17 protein-coding genes are annotated in these 22,268 nt (G+C 64.2%); 5 read left to right on the top strand and 12 right to left on the bottom strand.

The window, feature by feature from the left end; all coding sequences use genetic code 11:
• Positions 1 to 12 precede the first annotated feature (12 nt).
• On the bottom strand, positions 13 to 1,593 hold the full coding sequence (locus tag M622_RS22945; protein WP_021247906.1) for an inorganic phosphate transporter: 1,581 nt from the start codon (positions 1,591 to 1,593) through the stop codon (positions 13 to 15).
• 227 nt (positions 1,594 to 1,820) lie between these two features.
• Positions 1,821 to 2,666, bottom strand: a complete 846-nt coding sequence (locus M622_RS22940) for a 23S rRNA (adenine(2030)-N(6))-methyltransferase RlmJ (RefSeq protein ID WP_021247904.1) — start codon at positions 2,664 to 2,666, stop codon at positions 1,821 to 1,823.
• Positions 2,667 to 2,877: 211 nt separating this feature from the next.
• Here M622_RS22940 and M622_RS22935 point away from each other — a divergent pair, with 211 nt between their 5' ends.
• The 3 genes from M622_RS22935 (at position 2,878) to M622_RS22925 (ending at position 4,902) form a co-directional block, all read left to right on the top strand.
• On the top strand, positions 2,878 to 3,438 hold the full coding sequence (locus M622_RS22935) for a gamma carbonic anhydrase family protein (RefSeq protein WP_021247903.1): 561 nt from the start codon (positions 2,878 to 2,880) through the stop codon (positions 3,436 to 3,438).
• Between the two features lie 52 nt (positions 3,439 to 3,490).
• Entirely contained in the window at positions 3,491 to 4,255 is a 765-nt protein-coding gene (locus M622_RS22930; RefSeq protein WP_021247902.1) for an SIMPL domain-containing protein, read from the top strand.
• Between the two features lie 71 nt (positions 4,256 to 4,326).
• Positions 4,327 to 4,902 carry a C40 family peptidase gene (locus tag M622_RS22925; protein ID WP_021247901.1) on the top strand — a complete coding sequence of 192 codons (576 nt, stop codon included), beginning with the start codon at positions 4,327 to 4,329 and terminating at the stop codon, positions 4,900 to 4,902.
• Between the two features lie 72 nt (positions 4,903 to 4,974).
• Here the strand turns inward: M622_RS22925 and ftsB are convergent, their stop codons facing one another.
• The 7 genes from ftsB to M622_RS22890 all read right to left on the bottom strand — a co-directional run bounded on the left by ftsB (position 4,975) and on the right by M622_RS22890 (position 17,477).
• Positions 4,975 to 5,247: a cell division protein FtsB gene (ftsB, locus tag M622_RS22920; protein WP_021247900.1), complete on the bottom strand. Its 273-nt coding sequence runs from the start codon at positions 5,245 to 5,247 to the stop codon at positions 4,975 to 4,977.
• Positions 5,248 to 5,336: 89 nt separating this feature from the next.
• Positions 5,337 to 6,620, bottom strand: a complete 1,284-nt coding sequence (gene eno, locus M622_RS22915; RefSeq protein WP_021247899.1) for a phosphopyruvate hydratase — start codon at positions 6,618 to 6,620, stop codon at positions 5,337 to 5,339.
• 157 nt (positions 6,621 to 6,777) lie between these two features.
• Positions 6,778 to 7,617 carry a 3-deoxy-8-phosphooctulonate synthase gene (kdsA, locus tag M622_RS22910; protein WP_021247898.1) on the bottom strand — a complete coding sequence of 280 codons (840 nt, stop codon included), beginning with the start codon at positions 7,615 to 7,617 and terminating at the stop codon, positions 6,778 to 6,780.
• Entirely contained in the window at positions 7,614 to 9,266 is a 1,653-nt protein-coding gene (gene pyrG / locus M622_RS22905; RefSeq protein WP_021247897.1) for a CTP synthase, read from the bottom strand. Before pyrG ends, kdsA begins: the two co-directional genes overlap by 4 nt.
• A gap of 188 nt (positions 9,267 to 9,454) precedes the next feature.
• Positions 9,455 to 14,275: an NAD-glutamate dehydrogenase gene (locus M622_RS22900; protein ID WP_021247896.1), complete on the bottom strand. Its 4,821-nt coding sequence runs from the start codon at positions 14,273 to 14,275 to the stop codon at positions 9,455 to 9,457.
• Between the two features lie 146 nt (positions 14,276 to 14,421).
• Complete coding sequence (locus M622_RS22895) at positions 14,422 to 16,854, bottom strand: putative bifunctional diguanylate cyclase/phosphodiesterase (protein ID WP_021247895.1); 2,433 nt, start codon at positions 16,852 to 16,854, stop codon at positions 14,422 to 14,424.
• Entirely contained in the window at positions 16,854 to 17,477 is a 624-nt protein-coding gene (locus M622_RS22890; RefSeq protein WP_021247894.1) for a methylamine utilization protein, read from the bottom strand. Before M622_RS22890 ends, M622_RS22895 begins: the two co-directional genes overlap by 1 nt.
• Before the next feature lie 104 nt (positions 17,478 to 17,581).
• On the opposite strand from M622_RS22890, the gene M622_RS22885 reads away from it, so the two are divergent.
• Complete coding sequence (locus M622_RS22885; RefSeq protein ID WP_021247893.1) at positions 17,582 to 18,487, top strand: DUF4394 domain-containing protein; 906 nt, start codon at positions 17,582 to 17,584, stop codon at positions 18,485 to 18,487.
• A 125-nt stretch (positions 18,488 to 18,612) separates the two neighbouring features.
• Here the strand turns inward: M622_RS22885 and M622_RS22880 are convergent, their stop codons facing one another.
• The 3 genes from M622_RS22880 to M622_RS22870 all read right to left on the bottom strand — a co-directional run bounded on the left by M622_RS22880 (position 18,613) and on the right by M622_RS22870 (position 21,662).
• On the bottom strand, positions 18,613 to 19,155 hold the full coding sequence (locus M622_RS22880) for an isochorismatase family protein (RefSeq protein ID WP_021247892.1): 543 nt from the start codon (positions 19,153 to 19,155) through the stop codon (positions 18,613 to 18,615).
• Positions 19,156 to 19,167: 12 nt separating this feature from the next.
• Positions 19,168 to 21,156 carry an acetoacetate--CoA ligase gene (locus tag M622_RS22875; protein ID WP_021247891.1) on the bottom strand — a complete coding sequence of 663 codons (1,989 nt, stop codon included), beginning with the start codon at positions 21,154 to 21,156 and terminating at the stop codon, positions 19,168 to 19,170.
• Between the two features lie 86 nt (positions 21,157 to 21,242).
• Positions 21,243 to 21,662 (bottom strand): acyl-CoA thioesterase, encoded by a 420-nt coding sequence (locus M622_RS22870; protein WP_021247890.1) that lies wholly within the window; start codon positions 21,660 to 21,662, stop codon positions 21,243 to 21,245.
• Positions 21,663 to 21,828: 166 nt separating this feature from the next.
• On the opposite strand from M622_RS22870, the gene M622_RS0119780 reads away from it, so the two are divergent.
• Positions 21,829 to 22,268, top strand: a 440-nt coding sequence (locus M622_RS0119780) for an NAD(P)/FAD-dependent oxidoreductase (RefSeq protein ID WP_031346160.1), incomplete at its 3' end; no start/stop codon positions are given.

Genomic DNA, 22,268 nt, shown 5'->3' with positions numbered 1-22,268 from the left:
GCAGCCCCCCGCTCAGGGGAGCATCATGCCGCGGATGGTGAAGAACAGTATCGCGGCCATCAGCGCAGAGGCCGGGACCGTGATCACCCACGCCGCCGCGATGCGCATCAGCTGCGAGCGTTTCACCAGTTCACGACGATAGACCTTGCGCAAACCCTTGCGCTCGACCTTGGAGAAATGCGCCGGATCCTCGGCCTTCTTCGAGCGCTCCTTCAGATCGCGCAGCATCTCGCCCTTCTGGTCAATCGACGCCTTCTCGAAGCGCGCAACGAAGGCCTCGATCTCGGCCATGTCGCCTTCCGAGTGGTGGCTCTTGATGTCGGCCAGCATGCGGTCGTAATTGCTCTTCAGATATTCACGCAGGAAACCGACCCCGAACACACCTCCGACTGCAATGTGCGTCGAGCTCACCGGCAAGCCCATCTGGCTGGCCACGATCACGGTGAAGGTGGCTGCCATGGCGATGCAGTAGGCCCGCATCTGGTCAAGCTCGGTGATCTCGGAACCCACGGTACGGATCACCTTCGGGCCGAACAGGGCCAGGCCGAGCGCAATGCCGATTGCGCCCACCATCATCACCCAGAGGGGGATCGGTGCGGCCTTGTTCACCACGCCCGCATGCGTGACGGTATCGACGATCGCCGCCAGCGGCCCTACCGCGTTGGCGACGTCGTTCGAGCCATGCGCGAAGCTCAGCAGGGCGGCCGCGAAGATCAGCGGCACGGTAAACAGGCGGTTGACGCTTTGCTTGGTGTTGGTGACCCGGCCCGAGGTGACGGAGGCCACCCGGCGTACGATCAGGAACACCGGAATGGAAATCAGAAAACCATAGAGGATGGCGCTGCCGAAGCTGACCTTCCACACCTTGTTGAGCCCTTTCAGGATCAGGTAGGTGCCGAAGGTCCACGCCATGAGGGCGACCAGCAAGGGCACCATCTTGCGCGCGGCCGCGGCCATGTCGGGCTGGTAAGTGATGCTGCGCTTGATCAGGTACAGGAAGGCGGCAGAAAAGAGACCGCCGAGCAGGGGCGAGACAATCCAGCTCGCCGCGATGCTCGCCATCATCGTCCAATCCACGATGGACGGTCCAGCCGCGGCCATGCCCGCGCCCAGCACCGCACCCACGATCGAATGTGTGGTGGATACCGGCGCGCCCACTGCGGTGGCAATGTTCAGCCACAAGGCGCCGGCGAGCAGCGCGGACAGCATGATCCAGACGAAAGTGTCGGAATCGGCGATCAGATCGGGGTTGATGATGCCGCTGCGAATGGTGCCAACAACCTCGCCGCCGGCAATCAAGGCGCCTGCGGCTTCGAACACCGCCGCGATCATCAGCGCACCGGCCAGACTCAAGGCCTTGGAGCCCACCGCCGGACCGACGTTGTTGGCAACGTCGTTGGCGCCGATGTTCATCGCCATGTAGCCGCCGACCATGGCAGCCATGACCAGCATCATCCCGCCCTCGCCGCTGCCGCGCATGGCGGCGTAGAACATCACGCCAACGATGAACAGCAGTCCGATGCCCAATCTCGAAAGCTCACCACGCCCGCTGTGTGCGGCACGTTCAAGGTCGCTGATATGTTGCAGGTCCACGTCAAGTGTCCCGAAATGAACGAAGGCCTTATTGTTTCAGAAAATTGCGCTGCACCCAATCCACCTCAGTGGCCAGAGGCCCAATTTCTCGCTGCAGCGCAGCATTGGCACCACAGATCCAGATCTGCCGCGTCGCGCTGCCGCGAAAAGGCATCCGCGCTCAGGCGAAGATGCGTTTTTTTGCGCTGCAATAACTGGCAGTCCAGCCTGCGCCGTCGCTTGCCACATCACTCGATGTGATGCTCGAGATCGAAGCCCGCACCGTCGTCAGTGCCCAGGACATTGACCAGCCACGGCATCATTGTTTCCAGGCGCTCGGGGAGCACCCACGGCGGGTTGATGATGAACATGCCACTGCCGAACATGCCAAAGCCGTCACGCGGCGGCCGCCGCACGGCCAGCCGCAGGTCGAGCCAGCTCTGAGCACCCAGGTCGGCAAGCCGCGTCGGCAGATTGCGTGCCTCCGAGCGCGCCAGCAGCGGATACCAGACGGCGTAGGTGCCGGTCGGAAAACGCCGCATTGCGTCCTTCACGCAATCGACCACCTTGCGGTAGTCGTCCTTGATCTCATAGGAAGGATCGATCAGCACCAGCGCCCGCCGCGACAGCGGCGGCAGCAGGCTCTTCAGGCCGGTAAAGCCGTCAGCCTTGCGGCATTGCACGCGCTCCGTCTCGCCAGCGAAGGTGCGCTCAAGCGCTTCGAAGTCGGCCGGATGCAGCTCGAACAAGCGCAGCCTGTCCTGAGGCCGCGCCATGGTCATCGCCAGCGCGGGAGAACCCGGATAGAACACCAGCCGGCCATGGGGGTTGAACTGCGCGACCGCCTCACGATAGGCCGCCAGCGGCGCCGGCAGATCGGTACGCCCCCAGATGCGGGCGATACCCTCTTCATGCTCGGCGGTCTTGCCTGCGCGCTCACTTTCGAGCGCGTAACAGCCCCCTCCCGCATGGGTATCGATGTAATGCCAGGGTTTGTCCTTGCGGTTGAAGTAGGACAGCAGTTCGAGCACAACGCAATGTTTGAGGACGTCGGCGTGGCTGCCAGCGTGATAAGCGTGACGGTAACTGAGCATGAGGAATTTCCGGTTGCGGCCAGCATGCTAGCACTGCGCTCGTCCAAAGAGCGCGACGCGACGCTCGCCGCGAGCGCAAATCCTTCGGCAGATCAGCCACATCCTCAGCCCGGACCTATCGTTTGCCACAGTTTGCAGCGCCTGGCTCACTTGTTATGATGCGCCCCCGATCGCCGGCACTGGCCGGCTGACAGAGACAGTGAGAACAAGCATGAGTATCTACGCCCTGGGCGAGCGCAGCCCCCTTTTCGGCGAAGGATCCTGGGTGGCCCACAACGCGACCGTGATCGGCGCGGTCAGCGCCGGCCGTGATGTCAGCATCTGGTACAACGTCGTCATTCGCGGTGATAACGATCCGATCACGATCGGCGACGGCAGCAACATCCAGGACGGCTCGGTGCTGCACAACGACACCGGCGTGCCGCTCACGATCGGTGCGGGCGTGACCGTCGGCCACATGGCGATGCTGCACGGCTGCAGCGTCGGCGACGGCAGCCTGATCGGCATCAATGCCGTCATCCTGAACAAGGCCGTCATTGGCAAGAATTGCATCATCGGCGCCAATGCGTTGATTCCTGAAGGCAAGATCATTCCGGACCGCTCGCTGGTCGTGGGCTCGCCAGGGCGCGTGATCCGCGAGCTTTCGGATGCCGAGGTCGAGCACCTGAAATGGAACGCGAGCCACTACGTCGACAACGCCAGGCTGTATGCGCAGGAACTGCGCGCCATCGACCCTGCCAGCGTGCTTGCAAAGTCATCGACCCAGGCCTGAAGGCCGGTACCCGCCCGCAGCGCCGTCGCAAACCTGCTTCAGGAGTTCGCCCATGCTTGTTCGCATCTGGCCTCGTCTTGCCCTTGGGGGGGCTCACACCAAGGCCTGGAGCCGCATCCTGGGCGCCAGTCTCGCTACCGTCATGATCAGCGTCCCGACCGCAGCCAGCGCGCAGCTGGCGACGGGAAACGAGGCGCGACCCAGCATTGAGTTCTCGGCCGAAGCCAGCCAGACCGCGGCCAACGATCTGGGCGTGGCAACGCTGTACGCCGAGGGCAGCGGCGACAATGCGGCCGAGCTCGCCCTCGGGATCAACCAGCGCATGGTCAAGGCGCTCGCGGTCGCGCACGCTTTTGCCAGCGTCAAGGCGCAGTCGGGCGGCGTGTCGACCTGGCCGGTGTACGCCAAGGACGGACAAGGGCGCATCGAGGCCTGGCGCATGCGCTCGGAGATTCGCATCGAGAGCCGCGACCTCGGCGCGCTCTCCGAACTCATCGGCAAGCTGCAGGCCGATCTCGCCCTATCGCAGGTCGTCATGCAACCGGCGCCCGAGACCCGGCGCAAGGCGGTCGAGGAAGCCACGGTGAGCGCAATTCGGGCGTTCGAACAACGCGCCGCGCTGATCGCACACACGCTGGGCAAAGGCTATCGCATCGCCCACATGTCGATCGGGGACAGCGGCTTTCAGCCGCCGATGCCCATCCGCATGCGCGCAGCCCCGGCAGGCATGCTGGCCGACTCTGCGCCCGCGCCGCTCGAAGGCGGCGAGAGCCAGGTCGGGGTCAGCATCAGCGGCCGCATCGACTTGCTCGAGTGAGCGGCCCACGGTGCCGGCCCAGCCGCGCCCGGAGCTGGACGTCTGCCGCGCACTGAATTATCTTGGCGCGCATGAAGACCTTGCTCCCCCCCAGCGCGCACACGCGGCCTGAGCGGCACCACGTCGGAACGCTTGCCCTCATCGCGCTCACTGCAGGCGTGCTCGCAGGCTGCAGCTCCACCCCTGCACCCAGCACGCGCGCAGCGCTCGACCGGCCTTCCACCGCCTCACCCAGCGCGCCGTATTTCACCCTCGAAGATGAAAGCCACGCGCGCGAGATGGTGCTGTTCGCGCTCGGCCTGCTCGATACCGGCTACCAGTTCGGTGGCCGCAACCCCGAGGCTGGCCTTGACTGCAGTGGCATGGTGGCGTGGATTGTGGAGAACATCAGCGGCAAACGACTGCCACACAACGCGGCGCAGATTGCGCAACGCACTCGACCCATCGAAGTGAGCCAGCTGCAGGCCGGCGACCTGGTGTTCTTCAACACCCTCAAGCGCCGTCATTCACACATGGGGATCTACATCGGCGACGGCCGCTTCGTGCATGCGCCCTCGAGCAAGGGACGCGTCCGCGTCGAGCGCCTGGACAACCGCTATTTCGCGCCCCGCATCGACGGCGCGCGCACCTTGATCACCACCGGCTGAAACATAGGTTTGAGCGGAGCGCGCCGGACGAATCAGGATGGAACAGGCCCTTGCAGCGGGCGGCGCGCAAGCTCAGTGCCTTGGCACCTGGACGTAGATCTCTTCTGGCCGCGTCATGCGCAACTCGAAGCGCGCGCGCTCCTCGATCGCTTCATTGCCTGACTTGAGATCACGCACCTCGGCCTCGAGGCTGGCGTTGCGCTGCTCCAGACGCAGGTTTTCTTCGCGCTGTGCGTAGAGCTGGCGATCGACCTCCCACACCCGCAACCAGCCCCCCTTGCCAAGCCAGAGCGGGTACTGCAGCAGCACGACGAGCGCAAGAAGGATCAGGATGGGCCAGCGCATGGTGTCTTATAAGAGGCTTGCATTCACGACGAGGGCCGGCGCCTTGCGCGCCGGCCCTGTGCATGCTTGCGCTCAGCTCACAAGCGCGTTCAGCGCAGGTTGTAGAACGCGCGCTTGCCCGGGTAGAACGCAGTGTCGCCCAGATCTTCTTCGATACGCAGCAGCTGGTTGTACTTCGAGATGCGATCCGAACGCGACAGCGAACCGGTCTTGATCTGCATCGCGCGCAGGCCGACGGCGATATCGGCAATGGTCGAATCGTCGGTCTCGCCCGAGCGGTGCGAAATCACCGCGGTGTAACCCGCCAGCTTGGCCATCTCGACCGCGGCGAAGGTCTCGGTCAGGGTACCGATCTGGTTGATCTTGATGAGGATGGAGTTGGCCACGCCCTGGGCGATGCCCTGCTCCAGGATCTTCGTATTGGTGACGAAGAGGTCATCGCCGACGAGCTGCACGCGCTTGCCCAGACGGTCGGTCAGGATCTTCCAGCCATCCCAGTCGCCCTCGGCCATGGCGTCCTCGATCGACACGATCGGGAACTTGTCGCACAGGGTCTCGAGGTAGTCGGTGAAACCCTCGGCGGACAGCGACAAGCCCTCGCCCTTGAGTTCGTACTTGCCGTCCTTGTAGAACTCGGAGGCCGCGCAGTCGAGCGCCAGCAACACGTCCTGCCCGGGCACGTAGCCGGCAGCGACGATGGCTTCCTGGATCAGGTTGAGCGCTTCTTCGGTGCCCGACACGTTGGGGGCGAAGCCGCCTTCGTCGCCGACGGTGGTGGGATAGCCCTTGCCATCGACGATCTTCTTCAGGTGATGGAAGATCTCCGCGCCGCAGCGCAGCGCCTCGGAGAAGCTCGTCATCGACACCGGCATGATCATGCATTCCTGGATGTCGAGGCTGTTGTTGGCGTGCTCGCCGCCGTTGATGACGTTCATCATCGGCACCGGCATCACCATCGGGCTGGAGCCGCCGAAGTAACGATACAGCGGCAGGCCCGCCTCTTCTGCCGCCGCCTTGGCCACCGCCATGGAGACCGCCAGCATGGCGTTGGCGCCAAGACGCGACTTGTTCTCGGTGCCGTCGAGCTCGATCAGGGTGTGATCGATGAAAGCCTGCTCTTCGGCGTCGAGGCCGATGATGGCTTCGGCGATCTCGGTATTGACGTTCTCGACCGCGCGCAGCACGCCCTTGCCGAGGTAGCGCGACTTGTCGCCGTCACGCAGTTCCATCGCCTCACGCGAGCCGGTGGAGGCGCCCGAGGGCACGGCAGCGCGGCCCATGACGCCGGACTCCAGCAGCACGTCGGCTTCAACCGTGGGGTTGCCGCGCGAGTCGAGAATCTCACGGGCGATCACATCAACAATTGCACTCATGTATTGTCCTGTTGCAGTTACGAAGGATTCGAATCAATCACGCGGAGACGTGAAGCTGGAGGCGGAATGCGGGCACCGGACGAGCGTGTCGCAGGCAATTGGCAGCGCTGGCGCCATGCGTTGTGGTGGCACACCCCATCTCCTCAAAAAGTGGCTCTCAGAGCGTCGTTTCCAGAAAACCCTGGCGCTTGACCAGCGCATCGATGTCCTTGAGCGTGGCCAGCAGCGCCTTCATCTTCTGCAGTGGCCAGGCGTTCGGACCGTCAGACAGCGCGTTGGCGGGGTCAGGGTGGGTTTCCATGAACAGCCCGGCCACCCCGACTGCGACCGCAGCACGCGCCAGCACGGGCACGAACTCGCGCTGGCCGCCGGAGGATGTGCCCTGCCCGCCTGGCAACTGCACCGAATGGGTGGCGTCGAACACCACCGGGCAGCCGGTGTCGCGCATGATCGCCAGCGCGCGCATGTCCGAGACCAGGTTGTTATAGCCGAAGGATGCGCCACGCTCACACACCATGATGGTGTCGGCGCCGCCATTGGCCTCGCGCGCCTTGTCGGCGACGTTCTTCATGTCGCCGGGGGCGAGGAACTGGCCCTTCTTGATGTTGACCGGCTTGCCGCTGGCTGCGACCGCGTGGATGAAATCGGTCTGGCGGCACAGGAAGGCAGGCGTCTGCAGCACGTCGACGACCGAAGCCACGAGCGCAATTTCATCGATGCTGTGCACGTCGGTCAGCACCGGCAGGCCGAGCTGCTGCTTGACCGCTGCGAGCATCTTCAGGCCGGCGTCCCTGCCATGGCCACGAAAGCTCTTGCCCGAGCTACGATTGGCCTTGTCGTAGGACGCCTTGAAAATATAGGGAATGCCGAGCTCGGCGCAGATCTCCTTCATCTGCCCGGCGATGTCGACACACATCTGCTCGGACTCGGCCACGCAAGGACCGGCAATGAGGAAAAACGGCTGCTCCAGGCCGACTTCAAAGCCACATAGATTCATGCCTCACCCCCTTGGACAATGGCCTGATTGTGTGCGATCGCCGCCTGCACGAATGCAGTGAACAGCGGGTGACCGGTACGCGGATTGGAGGTGAATTCGGGGTGGAACTGGCAACCCACGAACCACGGATGCACCTCGGTTGGCAACTCGATCATCTCGCACAGCTCGGTGACCGGTGCACGACCCGACACCACCAGGCCCTTGTCCTCAAGCTGCGCCAGCAAGGTGTTGTTGACCTCGTAGCGATGGCGGTGGCGCTCCAGGATCTCGGGTGCGGCGTAGATCGCGCGCGCCAGCGTGCCTTCCTTGAGCAGGCAGATCTGTCCGCCCAGGCGCATGGTGCCGCCGAGGTCGGATTCTTCGGAGCGCTTTTCGATCTTGCCGCTGCGGTCTTTCCACTCGGTGATGAGGCCGATGACGGGAAACGGCGTGTCACGCTCGAACTCGGTCGAGTGCGCGCCCCCCATGCCCGCAACATCGCGCGCGAACTCCACCACCGCGAGCTGCATGCCGAGGCAGATGCCCAGATAGGGCACTTTGTTCTCACGCGCAAAGCCAATGGCGGCGATCTTGCCCTCGGTACCGCGCTTGCCGAATCCGCCCGGCACCAGGATGGCGTCCATGGTCTCGAGCACGCAACAGCCGTCGCGCTCGATGACCTCGGAATCGATGTAGTGAATCTTCACCTTCGACTCGGTATGCATCCCTGCGTGGTTCAGGGCCTCGATGAGCGACTTGTAAGACTCGGTGAGATCCACATACTTGCCGACAAAGCCGACATTGACCGTGTGTTTCGGATTCTCGAGGGCGTGGATCAGCTTGTCCCACACCGACAGGTCGGCGGAGCGCGCCAGAATGTCGAGCTTGTGGCAGACGATCTGGTCGAGCATCTGGTTGTGCAACTGGCGCGGGATCTTGTAGATCGAGTCGGCATCGAGACATTCGATGACGGCTTCGAGCACGACGTTGCAGAACAGGGCAATCTTGCGCCGCTCGTCAAGCGGAATCGGGCGGTCGGCACGGCACAGCAAAATGTCGGGCTGGATGCCGATCTCGCGCAATTCCTTGACCGAATGCTGGGTCGGCTTGGTCTTGAGCTCGCCCGCGGTGGGAATGTAGGGCAACAGCGTGAGGTGAATGAAGCAGGTGCCGTTGCGGCCTTCTTCGAAGCCCATCTGGCGGATGGCCTCCAGGAAAGGCAGCGACTCGATGTCGCCCACCGTGCCGCCGACCTCGACGATGGCCACGTCGGCGCCTTCGGCACCGCGCTTCACATAGGCCTTGATCTCGTCGGTGATGTGCGGGATGACCTGCACGGTCTTGCCCAGATATTCGCCGCGACGCTCTTTCTTCAGCACCGACTCGTAGATCTGGCCGGTGGTGAAGTTGTTGCGCCTGCTCATCTTGGCGCTGGTGAAGCGCTCGTAATGGCCGAGATCGAGATCGGTCTCGGCGCCGTCTTCGGTGACAAAGACCTCACCGTGCTGGAACGGGCTCATCGTGCCCGGATCAACGTTGATGTAGGGATCGAGCTTGAGGTGCGTAACCTTGATGCCACGCGACTCGAGGATGGCTCCAAGGGAAGCCGCGGCGATGCCTTTGCCCAGAGAGGACACGACACCACCGGTAACGAAGACGTATTTGGTCATGTGAACAGTGCTGCGGGAAAGCGCGATGATAACCGATCCACCGCCCCGGAGTCAGCACGCCGGAGTCAGCCCACCCGAATCAGCACGCCGAAGCCAGGACACCCGAACCCGCTCTCCCGGCACGCAAGCGACATGGGCAGGGACCTGCGCCGCAGTTGGCGCCGAGCCCTGCCCAGCTCGCATGGAGATCAGCTCATGCCACGCAATTCACGCAGCAACACCGACACCATCGCCAGATCCACCGACTGAGCGCTGCGCATGTCTCCGAGCAACTGGCGATAACGCTCGAGTCGCGCGCCCTGGCGCTGGTACCACGCCGCCATTACCTGCTGGGCATCGTCCTCGTCTACCGTCAGTTGCAGCGCATTGGTCGTCAGGCTGCGCGCCAGCGCAGAAAGATCACTGCGCAGGGCGCCACGGGCGAGCACTTGCCAACGGTTCTCGGTCGCCAGCGCGGAAATCTGCTGCCCCAGCCAGTGCAGTTCGAGATCACCACCGAGACCGAAATACACCCGCGCCACAAAGGGTTCGGGGCGCTGCGTCTCCACCGCGATTTCGACCAGATCAAGCGCCGAATACAGCTCGTCGAGCGCCGCCACGCGCTCGGCCAGGGCCTGGGGTACGCCCTGGTCCACCGCACGCCTCACCGTCGCTTCAAGCTCGCTGCGGTAAGCGTCGCCGACCAGAGCAAGCAGATCTCCGGCCAGCGCCGCCACACCTGGCGAGAAGTGGTGCAAGGTCGCCTGCAGGTCGCTCAGCCACTCGGGGTGGCGCAAAAACCACAAACTGCCGCGCTGCACCAGACGATCACAGGCGCTCATCAAATCAACTTGCACCGCATGATCAAGCTGATTGTCGAGGGCCTCGATCTGCGCCCAGACATCGACCAGACCAAAGACCTCGCGCGTGGCCATGTAAGCGCGCACCACGTCGGGGGCGCGCACGCCCTGCTCGGACTTGAGCCGACCGGCAAAGGTGGGGCCGACACGGTTGACCATGCTGTTGACGACATGGGTCGAGATGATCTCGCGGCGCAAGGCATGGTGCTGGATCTGGGCCCCGAAGCGCGTACGCAGGGGAGCGGGGAAATAACGCTCGAGGGCGGTGGAGATATAGGGATCTTCGGGGACGTCGGAAGCCAGCACCTCGTCGTAGAGCTCGATCTTGCTGTAGGCCAGCAACACCGCCAGCTCGGGGTTGGTGAGGCCTATGCGTGCCGCCTTGCGCTCGGCGAGGTCTTCATCCACCGGCAGGAACTCGAGCTTGCGGCTGAGCCTGCCCAGGTGACTCAGCCGGCGCATGAACTCCGCCTGCTCGTCGAGCAGCGCCACGCCGCGCAAGCGCGTCAGCGCCAGAATCTGCGTTTGCGCGTAGTTGTCACGCAGCACCAGGGCGGCGACCTCGTCGGTCATGTCCGCCAGCAGCTGATTGCGCTGCTTCAGCGTGAGCTCGCCTTCGGCCACCACACCGTTGAGCAGGATCTTGATGTTGACCTCATGGTCCGAGCAATCGACACCGCCGGAGTTGTCGATGGCGTCGGTGTTCACCCGCCCACCCTTGAGCGCGAATTCGATACGACCGAGCTGGGTCGCCCCCAGGTTGCCGCCTTCGCCCAGCACCTTGCAGCGCAGCGCGCCGCCATTGACCCGCACCGCGTCATTGGCGCGGTCACCCACCGCAGCATCGGCCTCGCTCGCCGCCTTGATGTAGGTGCCGATGCCGCCGTTGTACACCAGGTCGACCGGAGCGCAGAGGATGGCGCGAATGAGCTCCACCGGCGCCAGGGCTTCGGCTTCGATGTCGAGCACGGCGCGCAGCTGCGGCGACAGCTTGATCGACTTCGCGCTGCGCGCCCACACCCCGCCACCTTCTGAAATCAAGGCCTTGTCGTAGTCGTCCCAGCTCGAGCGCGGCAGCGCGAACAGGCGCGCGCGCTCTTCCCAGGAGCGCGCGGCATCGGGCTCGGGGTCGATGAAGATATGGCGATGATCGAACGCGGCCACCAGCCGGATATGCTTCGACAACAGCATGCCGTTGCCGAACACGTCGCCCGACATGTCACCGATGCCCGCCACCGTGAAGGGCTGGTTCTGGATGTCGGTGCCCATTTCACGGAAATGCCGCTTCACCGCCTCCCACGCACCACGTGCGGTGATGCCCATCTTCTTGTGGTCATAGCCGACCGAGCCGCCCGAAGCGAAGGCATCACCCAGCCAGAAGTCGTATTCGGCCGAGATCTCATTGGCATGGTCGGAGAAGCTCGCCGTGCCCTTGTCGGCCGCCACCACCAGGTAGGGGTCATCGTCGTCATGGCGCACCACATCGACCGGCGGCACCACCTGACCTTGCACCAGGTTGTCAGTGAGATCGAGCAGGCCACGCAGGAAGGTCTGGTAGCAGGCCACGCCCTCGGCGATCAGCGCCTCCCGTCCGCCTTCGGTGGGCGGGTTCTTGACCACAAAGCCGCCTTTCGAGCCGACCGGCACGATCACCGCGTTCTTGACGATCTGCGCCTTCACCAGCCCCAGCACCTCGGTGCGGAAGTCCTCCATCCGGTCCGACCAGCGCAGCCCGCCGCGGGCCACCTTGCCCCCGCGCAGATGCACGCCTTCGATGCGCGGCGAATAGACGAAGATCTCGAACATCGGCAACGGCTGCGGCAGGTTGGGGATGCGCGCAGGTGAAAGCTTGAACGACAGCCAGGGCTTGCAGGAACCATCAGCCGTACGCTGGAAGGCATTGGTACGCAGCGTGGCCAGGATCATGGCCAGGAACTGGCGCAGGATACGATCTTCGTCGAGGTTGGCCACGGTGTTCAGGCTGGCTTCGATCTGCGCCGTGATGTCCTTGCAGTGCGCCTCGCGATCCGCCTCCAGCGCAGGGTCGAAGCGCGCGCGGAAGAGCGCGTAGAGCTGACGCGTCAGCTGCGGGTAGCAGGCCAGGGCCTGCTCCATGTAGGCCTGACTGAAGGTGAACGCAGCCTGCCGCATATGCTTCGCATACGCTCGCAACACGCTGACTTCACGCCAGGACAGGCCGGCCAGCAAGACCAGGCGGTTGAAATCGTCGTTTTCCACCTCGCCGCTCCACACGCGGCGGAAAGTGTCGTGAAACAGCGGTTGAATGTCATGGATATTGAGGGTCTCGGCCGCGCTGAAGCTGAGGCCGAAATCGTGCAGCCAGACCACGCTGCCGTCCTGGCGCACGATCTCCGAGGGGCGCTCGTCCATCACCTTCACCCCCATGCGCTCGAGCATGGGCAGGCTCTGCGACAGCGGCACGGAGGCATCGAGGTGATAGATGCGGAAGTTGATGCGGTCGGCTGCCCCTTCGAGCGGGCGGTAGAGATTCATGCCCAGCTCACCGACACCGCCCAGGCCTTCGATCTGCTCGATGTCAAACACCGCCATGCGCGCGCTGTAGTCCTCGCGGTACCCCGCGGGGAAGCCCTTGCCGTAGCGACGCAGCAGCGCCAGCCCGCGCTCCTCGCCACATTGTTCGACCAAGGCCTGGCGCAAGGCGTCCTCCCAGGGCCGCGAGGCACGGATCAGGCGCTGCTCGAGCTCGCGGACATCAAAGGGCGGAATGACCGAATCGCGCGTGCGCACGATGATCTGAATGCGGGCCAGCGCCGAATCGGAGAACTGCACGTCAAACTCTGACGAACTGCCATCAAAGGCCTCGACCAGCACGGCCTGCATGCGCTGGCGCTGATCGGTGTTGTAGTGCTCACGCGGAACATAGATGAGGCAGGAGACGAAGCGCGCGAAAGGATCGCAGCGCACGAAGAGTCGCGTGCGCAGGCGTTCGCCGAGGCGCAGGATGCCCATCGCCTGGGTGTAGAGCTCGTCGATCGTGATCTGAAAGAGCTCGTCGCGCGGATAGCGCTCGATGATGGTTTGCAGCGTCTTCGCAGCGTGCCCGCCAGAGGGCAGGTCGGCACGCTCGATCACCGCGGCGACCTTGCGCCGCAACAGCGGAATGTGCGCGGGTGAGGTGCCATAGGCAGTGGACGCCAGCAGTCCGATGACGCGGCGCTCGCCGCTCACCCTGCCCTCGCTGTCGAAGGTCTTGACGCCAATGAAGTCCAGATAGCCCGGACGGTGCACGGTCGAGCGCGTATTCGATTTGGTGACGGTGAGCACGCCCGGCACGTGTGCCTGTGCGCGCAACTGCGGCGGCAGCGCGGCAAACGAGCGAGACTGCCCGTCTTCACCCTCAGCGCGCAGCAGCCCCAGACCGGAACCGGACACGATGTGCAAGGCGTCGCCGTCCTCAGCGCTGGCAAGCGCGTAGTCACGACAACCCAGCAGCACGAAATTGTCTGCCGTCAGCCACTGCAGGAAGTCGCGCGCCTCTGCAGCCTCTTCCGCCTCGATCGAAGCTGGCGTGCTCAACAGGCCGGCGATGATGTCGTGCATGCGCTCACGCATCAAGCGCCAGTCGCTGACCGCCGCGCGCACATCGGACAGCACCTGCTCGAGACCTTGCTGCAAGGCCTGCAGATCGGCCTCATCGCTACGACGGTCGACCTCGAGGTGCATGGTCGATTCATATTGCGCGTCGGCATCGCTGTCGTCTGTCAAGCGCAGCAGCACGCCGTCGGCGTCGCGCACGACCTTGAGTACCGGATGGATCAGCAGGTGTAGCGTGAAGCCTTGGCGGATGAGCTCCATCGTCACGGTATCGACCAGGAACGGCATGTCGTCACCGACGATCTCGACGAGCGTATGCGCGGACTCCCAGCCGTGCTCATCGAGGCGCGGGTTGAACACCCGCACCGTGCTGACCCCCGACTTGCGGCGCGCGATGAAGTGCCATTGGCTGAGCACAGCACCATAAAGGTCGGCGACCGACAGCTTTTCGAGGTCTTCAGGGTCGACCTGAGCGAAAAACTGCGCCGCAAACTCCGCCACCGCTCCGGCCTGGTGCGCGGGCAAACGCGCGTCGATCTGCTCGATGACCGCATCGACCTGCACGGCCAGTCGCTTCAACTCCGTCTTTTCCATCTCGCCCCCCTGCTGTTGATCAGCTCACGGCAGGATGCGGACAGACGCCGACGGTCGGCGTGGCGGAAGTCCATGTCGCATCACCGTGGAATAAACACCAAGGCTAGGCGACACGGCGCAAAAGCGGAACCCGCGTTTTCCCTAGGTCAGTCGGGCTGGGTCTCGTCCGCCAGCGCGCGCTGATGATGGCCGGCACGCGCCCAGGGCGAGGTTTGCAGCCAGGTCTCGAGCTCGGCCACGCCCAGGGGACGGCAGATGAAATAGCCCTGTGCCAGATCGCAACCCAGTTCGGCCAGCCGCTGCAGGACGGCTTCGGTCTCGACGCCCTCGGCGGTCACGGTCAGCCCCATGTTGTGGGCAAGCTCGATGGTGGAGCGGACGATGATTTCGTCGTCGGGTTGAGTGATCAGGTTCATCACGAAGCTGCGATCGATCTTCAGCTCTTGCACCGGCATCTGGCGCACATAGGACAGCGATGAATAGCCCGTCCCATAGTCGTCGATCGACAGCCTGCAGCCGGTCGCGCGCAGGTGCTCGAGGTTGGCGAGGGCCTTGGCGGGGTCGTCCAGCACCGCGCTTTCGGTGATCTCGAGGGTGATCCAGTCGGCCCTGCAAGCGTGGCGCTCGAGCAGGGCACAAAACTGTGCGGGTAGCTCCGGCTGCAGCAGGTCACGCGCCGACAGGTTGAGCCCGATGTGCACCTTGCGCCCGCTCCGCTGCCATTGAGCGCATTGACGAATGGACTCGTTCATCACCCAGTGGGTGATGGTCCTGATGTAGCCGGTCTGTTCCGCGAAGGGGATGAAATCCATCGGCGATATGAAACCGCGCTGGGGGTGAATCCAGCGCACCAGCGCTTCGACATGGAGCTCGTCGCTGGCCTGAAAAGCGTATTTCGGCTGATAGAACAGCACCAGCTCATGGCCTTCGACCGCCTGCCGCAGCTCGGTCAGCAAGGACAGGCGCGCGGCGTTGCGCTCGTGGTGTGCGGGGTCGTAGACCTCCACGCCGTCGATGCCACGCTTGGCCTTGTACATGGCGACATCCGCGCAGCGGATCAGCTCCGCCGCATCCGTCGCGTGCTGCGGGTAGAGGGCAATGCCGATACTGGCGCGCAAATCCACCAGCTGCCCCTGCACGTTCATCGGCTGCTCGAGCGCATTGGCAACACGCTCGGCCACGGTGAGCGCTGCGGCGAGATCGGCCGCAGGCAGGAGTACGGCGAATTCGTCACCCCCCAGGCGGGCGGTCGCGCTGCGCATCGGCGCCCGTTCGTCTTCATCGTCCCTGCCGCCACATCCACACCCGGCGTCGCCACTGAGCTCGAGCGCCAGCAGACGCTGGCCGACTTCATGCAGCACCCGATCGCCAAAACCGTGACCGAGGGTGTCGTTGATGAGCTTGAAGCGATCGATGTCGAAACTGAGCAAGGCCAGGGGCTGCCCGGACAGCTGCACAGCCTGCAGCGATTGCTCCAGCCAGGCCATGAAACGCACCCGGTTGGGCAGCCCGGTGAGCGCGTCGCAGTAGGCAAGCTCGGAGATGCGTGCCTCGCGGCTGGCAATGGCATCGGTCATGACGCCGAAGGCATCGGCGAGCTGTGCAATCTCGTCGCCACTTTCAGAGCGCGGCGGCGCAGCGTAGTCACCGCCTTCGACCCGCCGCGCAAATTGCGCCAGGCGAGTCACCGGCGACGCGATCGTACGCCCCACCCACACGCTGGCCAGCAACATGAGCAAGGTGGCGGCGATCGACAGGCCGGTCCAGTCGCGATAGAGCTTGTTCCACGGCTGCAGCGCGCGCGCCAGCGAGAGTTGCAGCACCGCAGTGACCCGCCCCGTGTCATCGGCCTCGATCACATGCACGCGCCCGGCGTACTCCACGCTGTCCAGCTCCATCGACTCCAGCGAGGGCGTGTGCAGCAAGGCCGGCTGCAGAGCCAGCGCCAGCGTGCTCGCGATCATGGCCTGCGCCTGCGCTGCGGACTCGAACTTGAGGCTGACCTCGAGCCCGGTGAGCCGCTTCAAGTCCTGCACGAAAACCTCATCGGCCGGAAAGCCGATCACCACCCAGGCCACCGCAACCGGCGCCCTCACCGGCACCACCACTACCTGGTAGAGCGCCCCATCCAGAAACTGGAAGCCATTGGCGCCACCTTCCTTCCCCGCCTCATCGATGAGACTGCGCACGGTGCCGAGTTCAATCGCGTCAGGGCGCGGCGGATGGGCGCCGATCACGCGGCCATCGAGCCCGATCAGCAGCATCAGCGCCGCACCGATGCGCGAACCGTGGTTGTCGAGTGCGGACTCGATCGTCGCCCGGTCGCGTGACAGCAAGGCATCACGAAAGCCGTAGTCCGCCGCCAACACGCGCGCTGCCTGCGCCAGCTGTGCGCTGCGCTGATCGATCAGGCGCGCGAACACCCGGTTGCCGGTGTCGAGCTGGATGCCGACCTCGGCCAAGGCGCTGGTGCGCCCGATCTGCGCAAACAGGAGCAGGGCGCCGATCTGCATGGACAGCAGGATCAGCGCCGTCCACGCAGCAATGCGCCACTTCAGGCTGCGAAAACCGAAGCGCATCAAGGCTGGCTCTCGATCTTCAGGGTGAACGCCGTGTCGCCGTCGACGCTTAGGGCCAGACGCGCGATGTCAGCCTTGCCCACCCAGCGTGGATGCCAGTATTCGAGCCGATAGTCGCCCACCGGCAACCCTGACAGGCGTACCCGCCCCTGCGCATCACTGACGCCGAGCCAGGGCGTGTTGGCCACCATCACGTAGGCGACCATGTGATCGTGGATGTTGCAACCCATGACGACGATGCCGGGTTTATCGAACACCACCGGCTTGGCAGGCTTGCCGAGGTAGAGCTTGAGCTCGAAGGTCTTCGCCGGCGAAAACGAATACACATGATGGCGGACGCTGTCGCGATTCGGGAATTCGACGGCGGAACCGGTCTGAATGGCCGACATCAGCGGCGTGAAGCGCTTGTCCTTTTGCACGATCTCGGCGCGCTGGGGCGGCACTGCGGACTGGGCCTGAATGGGCACCAAGGCCACGGCAGCATGCTCGACGGCAGCGCCCTTGTCATCGGTAAAGCTGAGCGTGAGCGAGGCCGCCACCACGTCGCCCGCCAGCGCGAGCCCCAGGGCCGCTGCGGCCAGCGCCCCGGCCTGACGCCTCGCCCTGACTGCCAACTCGGTCACAAGGCCTCTGGTGTCGACTGGTCTATCGTTCAATGCAAGCACCCGCCGCACAGGCCGCTGTCTGCAACACACGCTCATTCCAACACTCATCATCAGGATTTCGTATGCGATCACTCGTCTCCCGCCTTGTCGTATCGACGCTAAGCACGGCTCTTGCGGGGCTGGCAACACCGGTCATCGCCGATGCCGAGCGCACGCCAGCGGGAATCACCTTGCATGCCCTGACCCAGACTGCAGCCTCGGACGCGTACCAGCTTATCGCCATTTCCGCTGCACAGCCGGGCAAAATCGCCCGCAGTGTGACGCTTTCCGGACTCGAGGCCGGAGAGCGCCTGCTCGGTATTGACTATCGCGTGGCCTACGGCGTGCTGTTCGCGCTGGGTAGCAGCAACAGGGTGTTCACGGTGGATGTCGTCAGCGGTGCGCTGACGCCGGTGGGCGATGCGGCTTTCGCCTCCCGGCTCGAGGGTGAGCGCTTCGGTTTCGACTTCAATCCCGCGGCCGATCGCATCCGCATCGTTTCCGACCGCGGCCAGAATCTGCGCGTCCACCCCGAAACCGGCGCTGTCCTTGATTACAAACCCGAGCAAGCCGGCTTGCAGGCGGACGCAGCGCTGAGCTATGCGGCGGACGATCCTCATGCCGGTCAGGCGCCCCAGCTCGTCGCCGCCGCCTACACCTACAACACCGAAGACGAAAAGTTGACGACCAATTTCGCCATCGATGCTGCGCGCGCCACCCTGGTGCGACAGGGCTCGATCGAAGGCCAGCAGCCTGTCGTTTCACCCAACTCCGGGCAATTGCACACAGTAGGCGCGCTGGGGGTCGACGGCATCACTGACGCCCACTTCGACATCTCGGATGTCACCAACACCGCACTGGTGGCGCTGAGCACCGCCGCAGACGCCAGACCCACGCTGTACCGTATCGATCTCGGCAGTGGCAAGGCCGAACCCATGGGCATCATCGGCAGGGGTGACAAGCTGCTCGGGCTCGCCATCGAACCTTGAAACGGAATCGGGGCCAGATGTGCACCTGGCCCCGATTGCCCTGCATGAAACGCGTTTGTGCATCAAGGCCGGGGACCGAGCGCCTGCTCGCCTGATGTGCAGGCGCAACGCCCCGGGCGGGGGTTTCAGCGAATGAAGTCGCGATTGACCTCGCGAAACAGATCCGTGCCTCCACGTTGCAGCCATTCGAAGGCCACCATCTCCCGCGACACGATCTCGATGCCATGGCCACGCATGCGCTCGAACGCCAGGTCGCGATTTGCCGGGTCGCGCGAGCCTGAAGCATCAGCCACCACGAACACCTGCTTGCCCGCCCAACGCAGGCTGAGCGCGGTCTGCTGCACACAGACGTGCGCTTCGGTGCCGCAGATGATGACCTGGCGCTGTTGCTCGACGGCCGTGCCCTTCAGGCAACCATCGTCCTGCGCAGAAAAGCACTGCTTGCTCACATATTGAGCGGCCTGCGTCACCGCACGCACGGATTCGAGCGTGCCGCCGATCTTCTCCGGGAAATGCTCGGTCACCACGACCGGCACGCGCACACGCTCGGCGACCTGCGCCAGCCACGCGCAATGGGCCGCGACCTGCTCACCCTCGTGGATGAAGGGTGCCAGCCTGGCCTGCACATCGACGATCAACAACACGGACTGCTCACGGTTCATCAACATCGCTCCCTCTCCTCAGCCAGCAAGTTCACTACGATCACTGAAATAAGCCAGCGCCTCAGGGTTGGCGAGCGCCTCCTGATTCTTCACCGGGCGCCCATGGACGACGTTTCTCACCGCCAGCTCGACGATCTTGCCGCTCTTGGTGCGCGGGATGTCCGCCACCTGCAACACCTTGGCCGGCACGTGGCGCGGCGTGGTGTTGTCGCGAATGACCTGGCGGATGCGACGCACGAGCTCATCATCGAGCACCAGGCCTTCGGCGAGCTTCACGAACAGTACAACGCGCACATCGTTCGGGTTCTGTGGTGGCCAGTCCTGGCCAATGACCAGACTTTCCACGACTTCAGGCAGCTTCTCGACCTGACGATAGATCTCGGCGGTGCCGATGCGCACACCGCCAGGATTGAGCGTGGCATCCGAGCGTCCGTAGATGATCAGGCCGCCGTGAGCGGTGATCTCGCAAAAATCACCGTGGCACCAGACATTCGGAAAGCGATCGAAATAGGCGGCGTGATACTTGCTGCCATCGGCATCACCCCAGAAGCCGATCGGCATCACCGGGAAGGGCTTGGTGCACACCAGCTCACCCTTCTCGCCGCGCACCGGCTGCGCGTCCTCATCCCACACGTCCACCGCCATGCCCAGCCCGCGGCTCTGGATCTCGCCGCGCCACACGGGCAGCACCGGGCTGCCGAGCACGAAGCAGGAGATGATGTCGGTGCCACCCGAGATCGACGACAGTTGCAGGTCGGTCTTGATCTCGCGATAGACGTAGTCGAAAGCCTCGGGCACCAGGGGACTGCCGGTACTCATCATCACACGCAGGCGGTCGAGCTTGTGCGTCTCACGCGGCCTCATGCCGAACTTGGCGCAGGCATCGATGAACTTGGCCGAGGTGCCGAAGTGGGTCATGCCTTCGGCGTCAGCGTAATCGAAGACGATGTGCTTGTCCGCCGCGAACGGCGAGCCGTCATAGAGCAGCAAGGTGGCACCGGCGGCGAGACCGGACACCAGCCAGTTCCACATCATCCAGCCGCAGGTGGTGAAGTAATAGACGCGGTCGCCCGGCTTCACGTCACCATGCAGGCGGTGCTCCTTGAGGTGCTGCAGCAAGGCCCCGCCGGCACCATGGACGATGCACTTGGGCACGCCGGTGGTGCCCGAGGAGTACATGATGTAGAGCGGATGATCAAAGGGCAGTTGGGCAAATTCAAGATCGTCGATGTGAGCAAAGGGCTTGACGAAATCGCTCAGCATGCGTGCGTGCGGCACCGCCGACAGCTCATGGGCCTGATGCACATAGGGGACGACGACCACGCGCTTGAGCGAGGGCAGCTGCGCGACAATTTCCCCCAGGCGCTGCAGAACATCGACTGTCTTGCCGGCGTAGTAATAGCCGTCGCAGGCCACCAGCACCTTGGGCTCGGTCTGGCCGAAGCGATCGAGTACGCCCTGAACGCCAAAATCGGGCGAAGCGGAAGTGAAGATCGCGCCAATGCTCGCCGCCGCCAGCATCGCCACCAGGGTCTCGGGCATGTTGGGCATGTAGGCCGCGACCCGGTCCCCCGCCACCACCCCTTGCTCGCGCAGCGCGGCCGCGAAGCGCGCCACCGCACGATAGAGCTCGCCATGGCTCATGCGGTTCTTGACGCGGTCCTCGCCCCAGAACACGAGCGCATCGTGCGCGTCTCGTGAACGCAGCAGGTTCTGCGCAAAGTTGAGGCGGGCATCCGGAAACCAGCTCGCGCCAGGCATTTTGTCACCATCGACCAGCACGCGCTCACCGCGCACACCAATCACCGGCCCACCCGTGCCCGCACCCTCCCATACGCTGACCCAGAACTGCTCGGGCTGCTCCACCGACCAGGCGTACAAGGCCTCGTAATCCGGCAGGGACAGGCCCCAGCGCTGTTCGGCCGCCACCCGGAAGGCGGTCAGGTTGGACGACGCGATACGCGCCGGCGACGGTGTCCACAATGGCTTGTCTTCAGCAAGATTCATGTTGTCTCCTCTTCATCCATCAACAGCTTGTCATCGGGCGCAGATGCAGATCCGTCACGTCTGCACCCTGTCATGGGCTGGGTTGATCAGTTCCGTGCTGCGTCGCACAGCGCACGCACCTTGTCGGGCAAGGGGGCCGACTTGCCGCTGCGCATGTCCATCCACACCGTCTTGGCCGCGCCTTCGGCATACAGGCGCTCTTCCCCCTCGATGAAGAGCTCGTACCAGGTCATGACGCTGCTCCGACCAGGGTCGCCCGCATACATCTTGATGATCACGGTCGCAGGATAGTTCACCGGTGCAAGGAAGGTGCAGCTGGCATTGATGATGACCGGGCCGGTCGCCTCTTCCGGGCTGACGCGAAAGCCCATGTGCTCTATCCATTCACAGCGCGCCTGCTCGAAAAAACGGAAATACACCGTGTTGTTCACATGGCCGTAAGCATCCATGTCGCCCCAGCGCACGGGAATGCGAGCGGTGTAAATAAGCTTGGCCTGAGCGTTCATGCAGCATCCTCCTATTGTGTATGGCACGCGCTAATGTAACATACGCATCCGTATGTTATGCATGCCCACGGCAAGCACCATGGCCTGAGCAACGCCAAAGGGGATTCCGGGGTTAAACTCGATCTGAACGCTCGATCTTAGCCCCACACGGGAACAGGAGAACAGGATGGAACGCGAATCAATGGAATTCGACGTGCTGATCGTCGGCGGCGGCCCGGGTGGGCTGGCGGCGGCGATCAAGCTCAAGCAACTGGCCGAAGCCAAGGGGCAGGAACTGTCGGTCTGTCTGATCGAGAAGGCGGCCGAGATCGGCGCCCACATCCTGTCGGGCGCGGTGATGGACCCGCAGGCGCTGACCGAGCTGATCCCGGACTGGAAGGAAAAGGGCGCACCGCTCAAGACCGCGGTGACCGAGGACAGGGTGCTGTTCCTGACCGAGAGCGGCGCACGCAAGACGCCCAACAGCTTGCTGCCGGGCTGCCTGGAGAATCACGGCAACTACATCGTGCGCCTGGGCAACGTGGTGAAGTGGCTGGGCGAGCAGGCCGAGGCGCTGGGCGTGGAGGTCTATCCGGGCTTTGCCGGCGCCGAGCTGCTGTATGACGA

This window comes from Thauera terpenica 58Eu (assembly GCF_000443165.1).
Lineage (GTDB): Bacteria > Pseudomonadota > Gammaproteobacteria > Burkholderiales > Rhodocyclaceae > Thauera > Thauera terpenica.
Note: the sequence above shows the minus strand (reverse complement) of the source record. Positions and strands in the feature narration are given on the sequence as shown.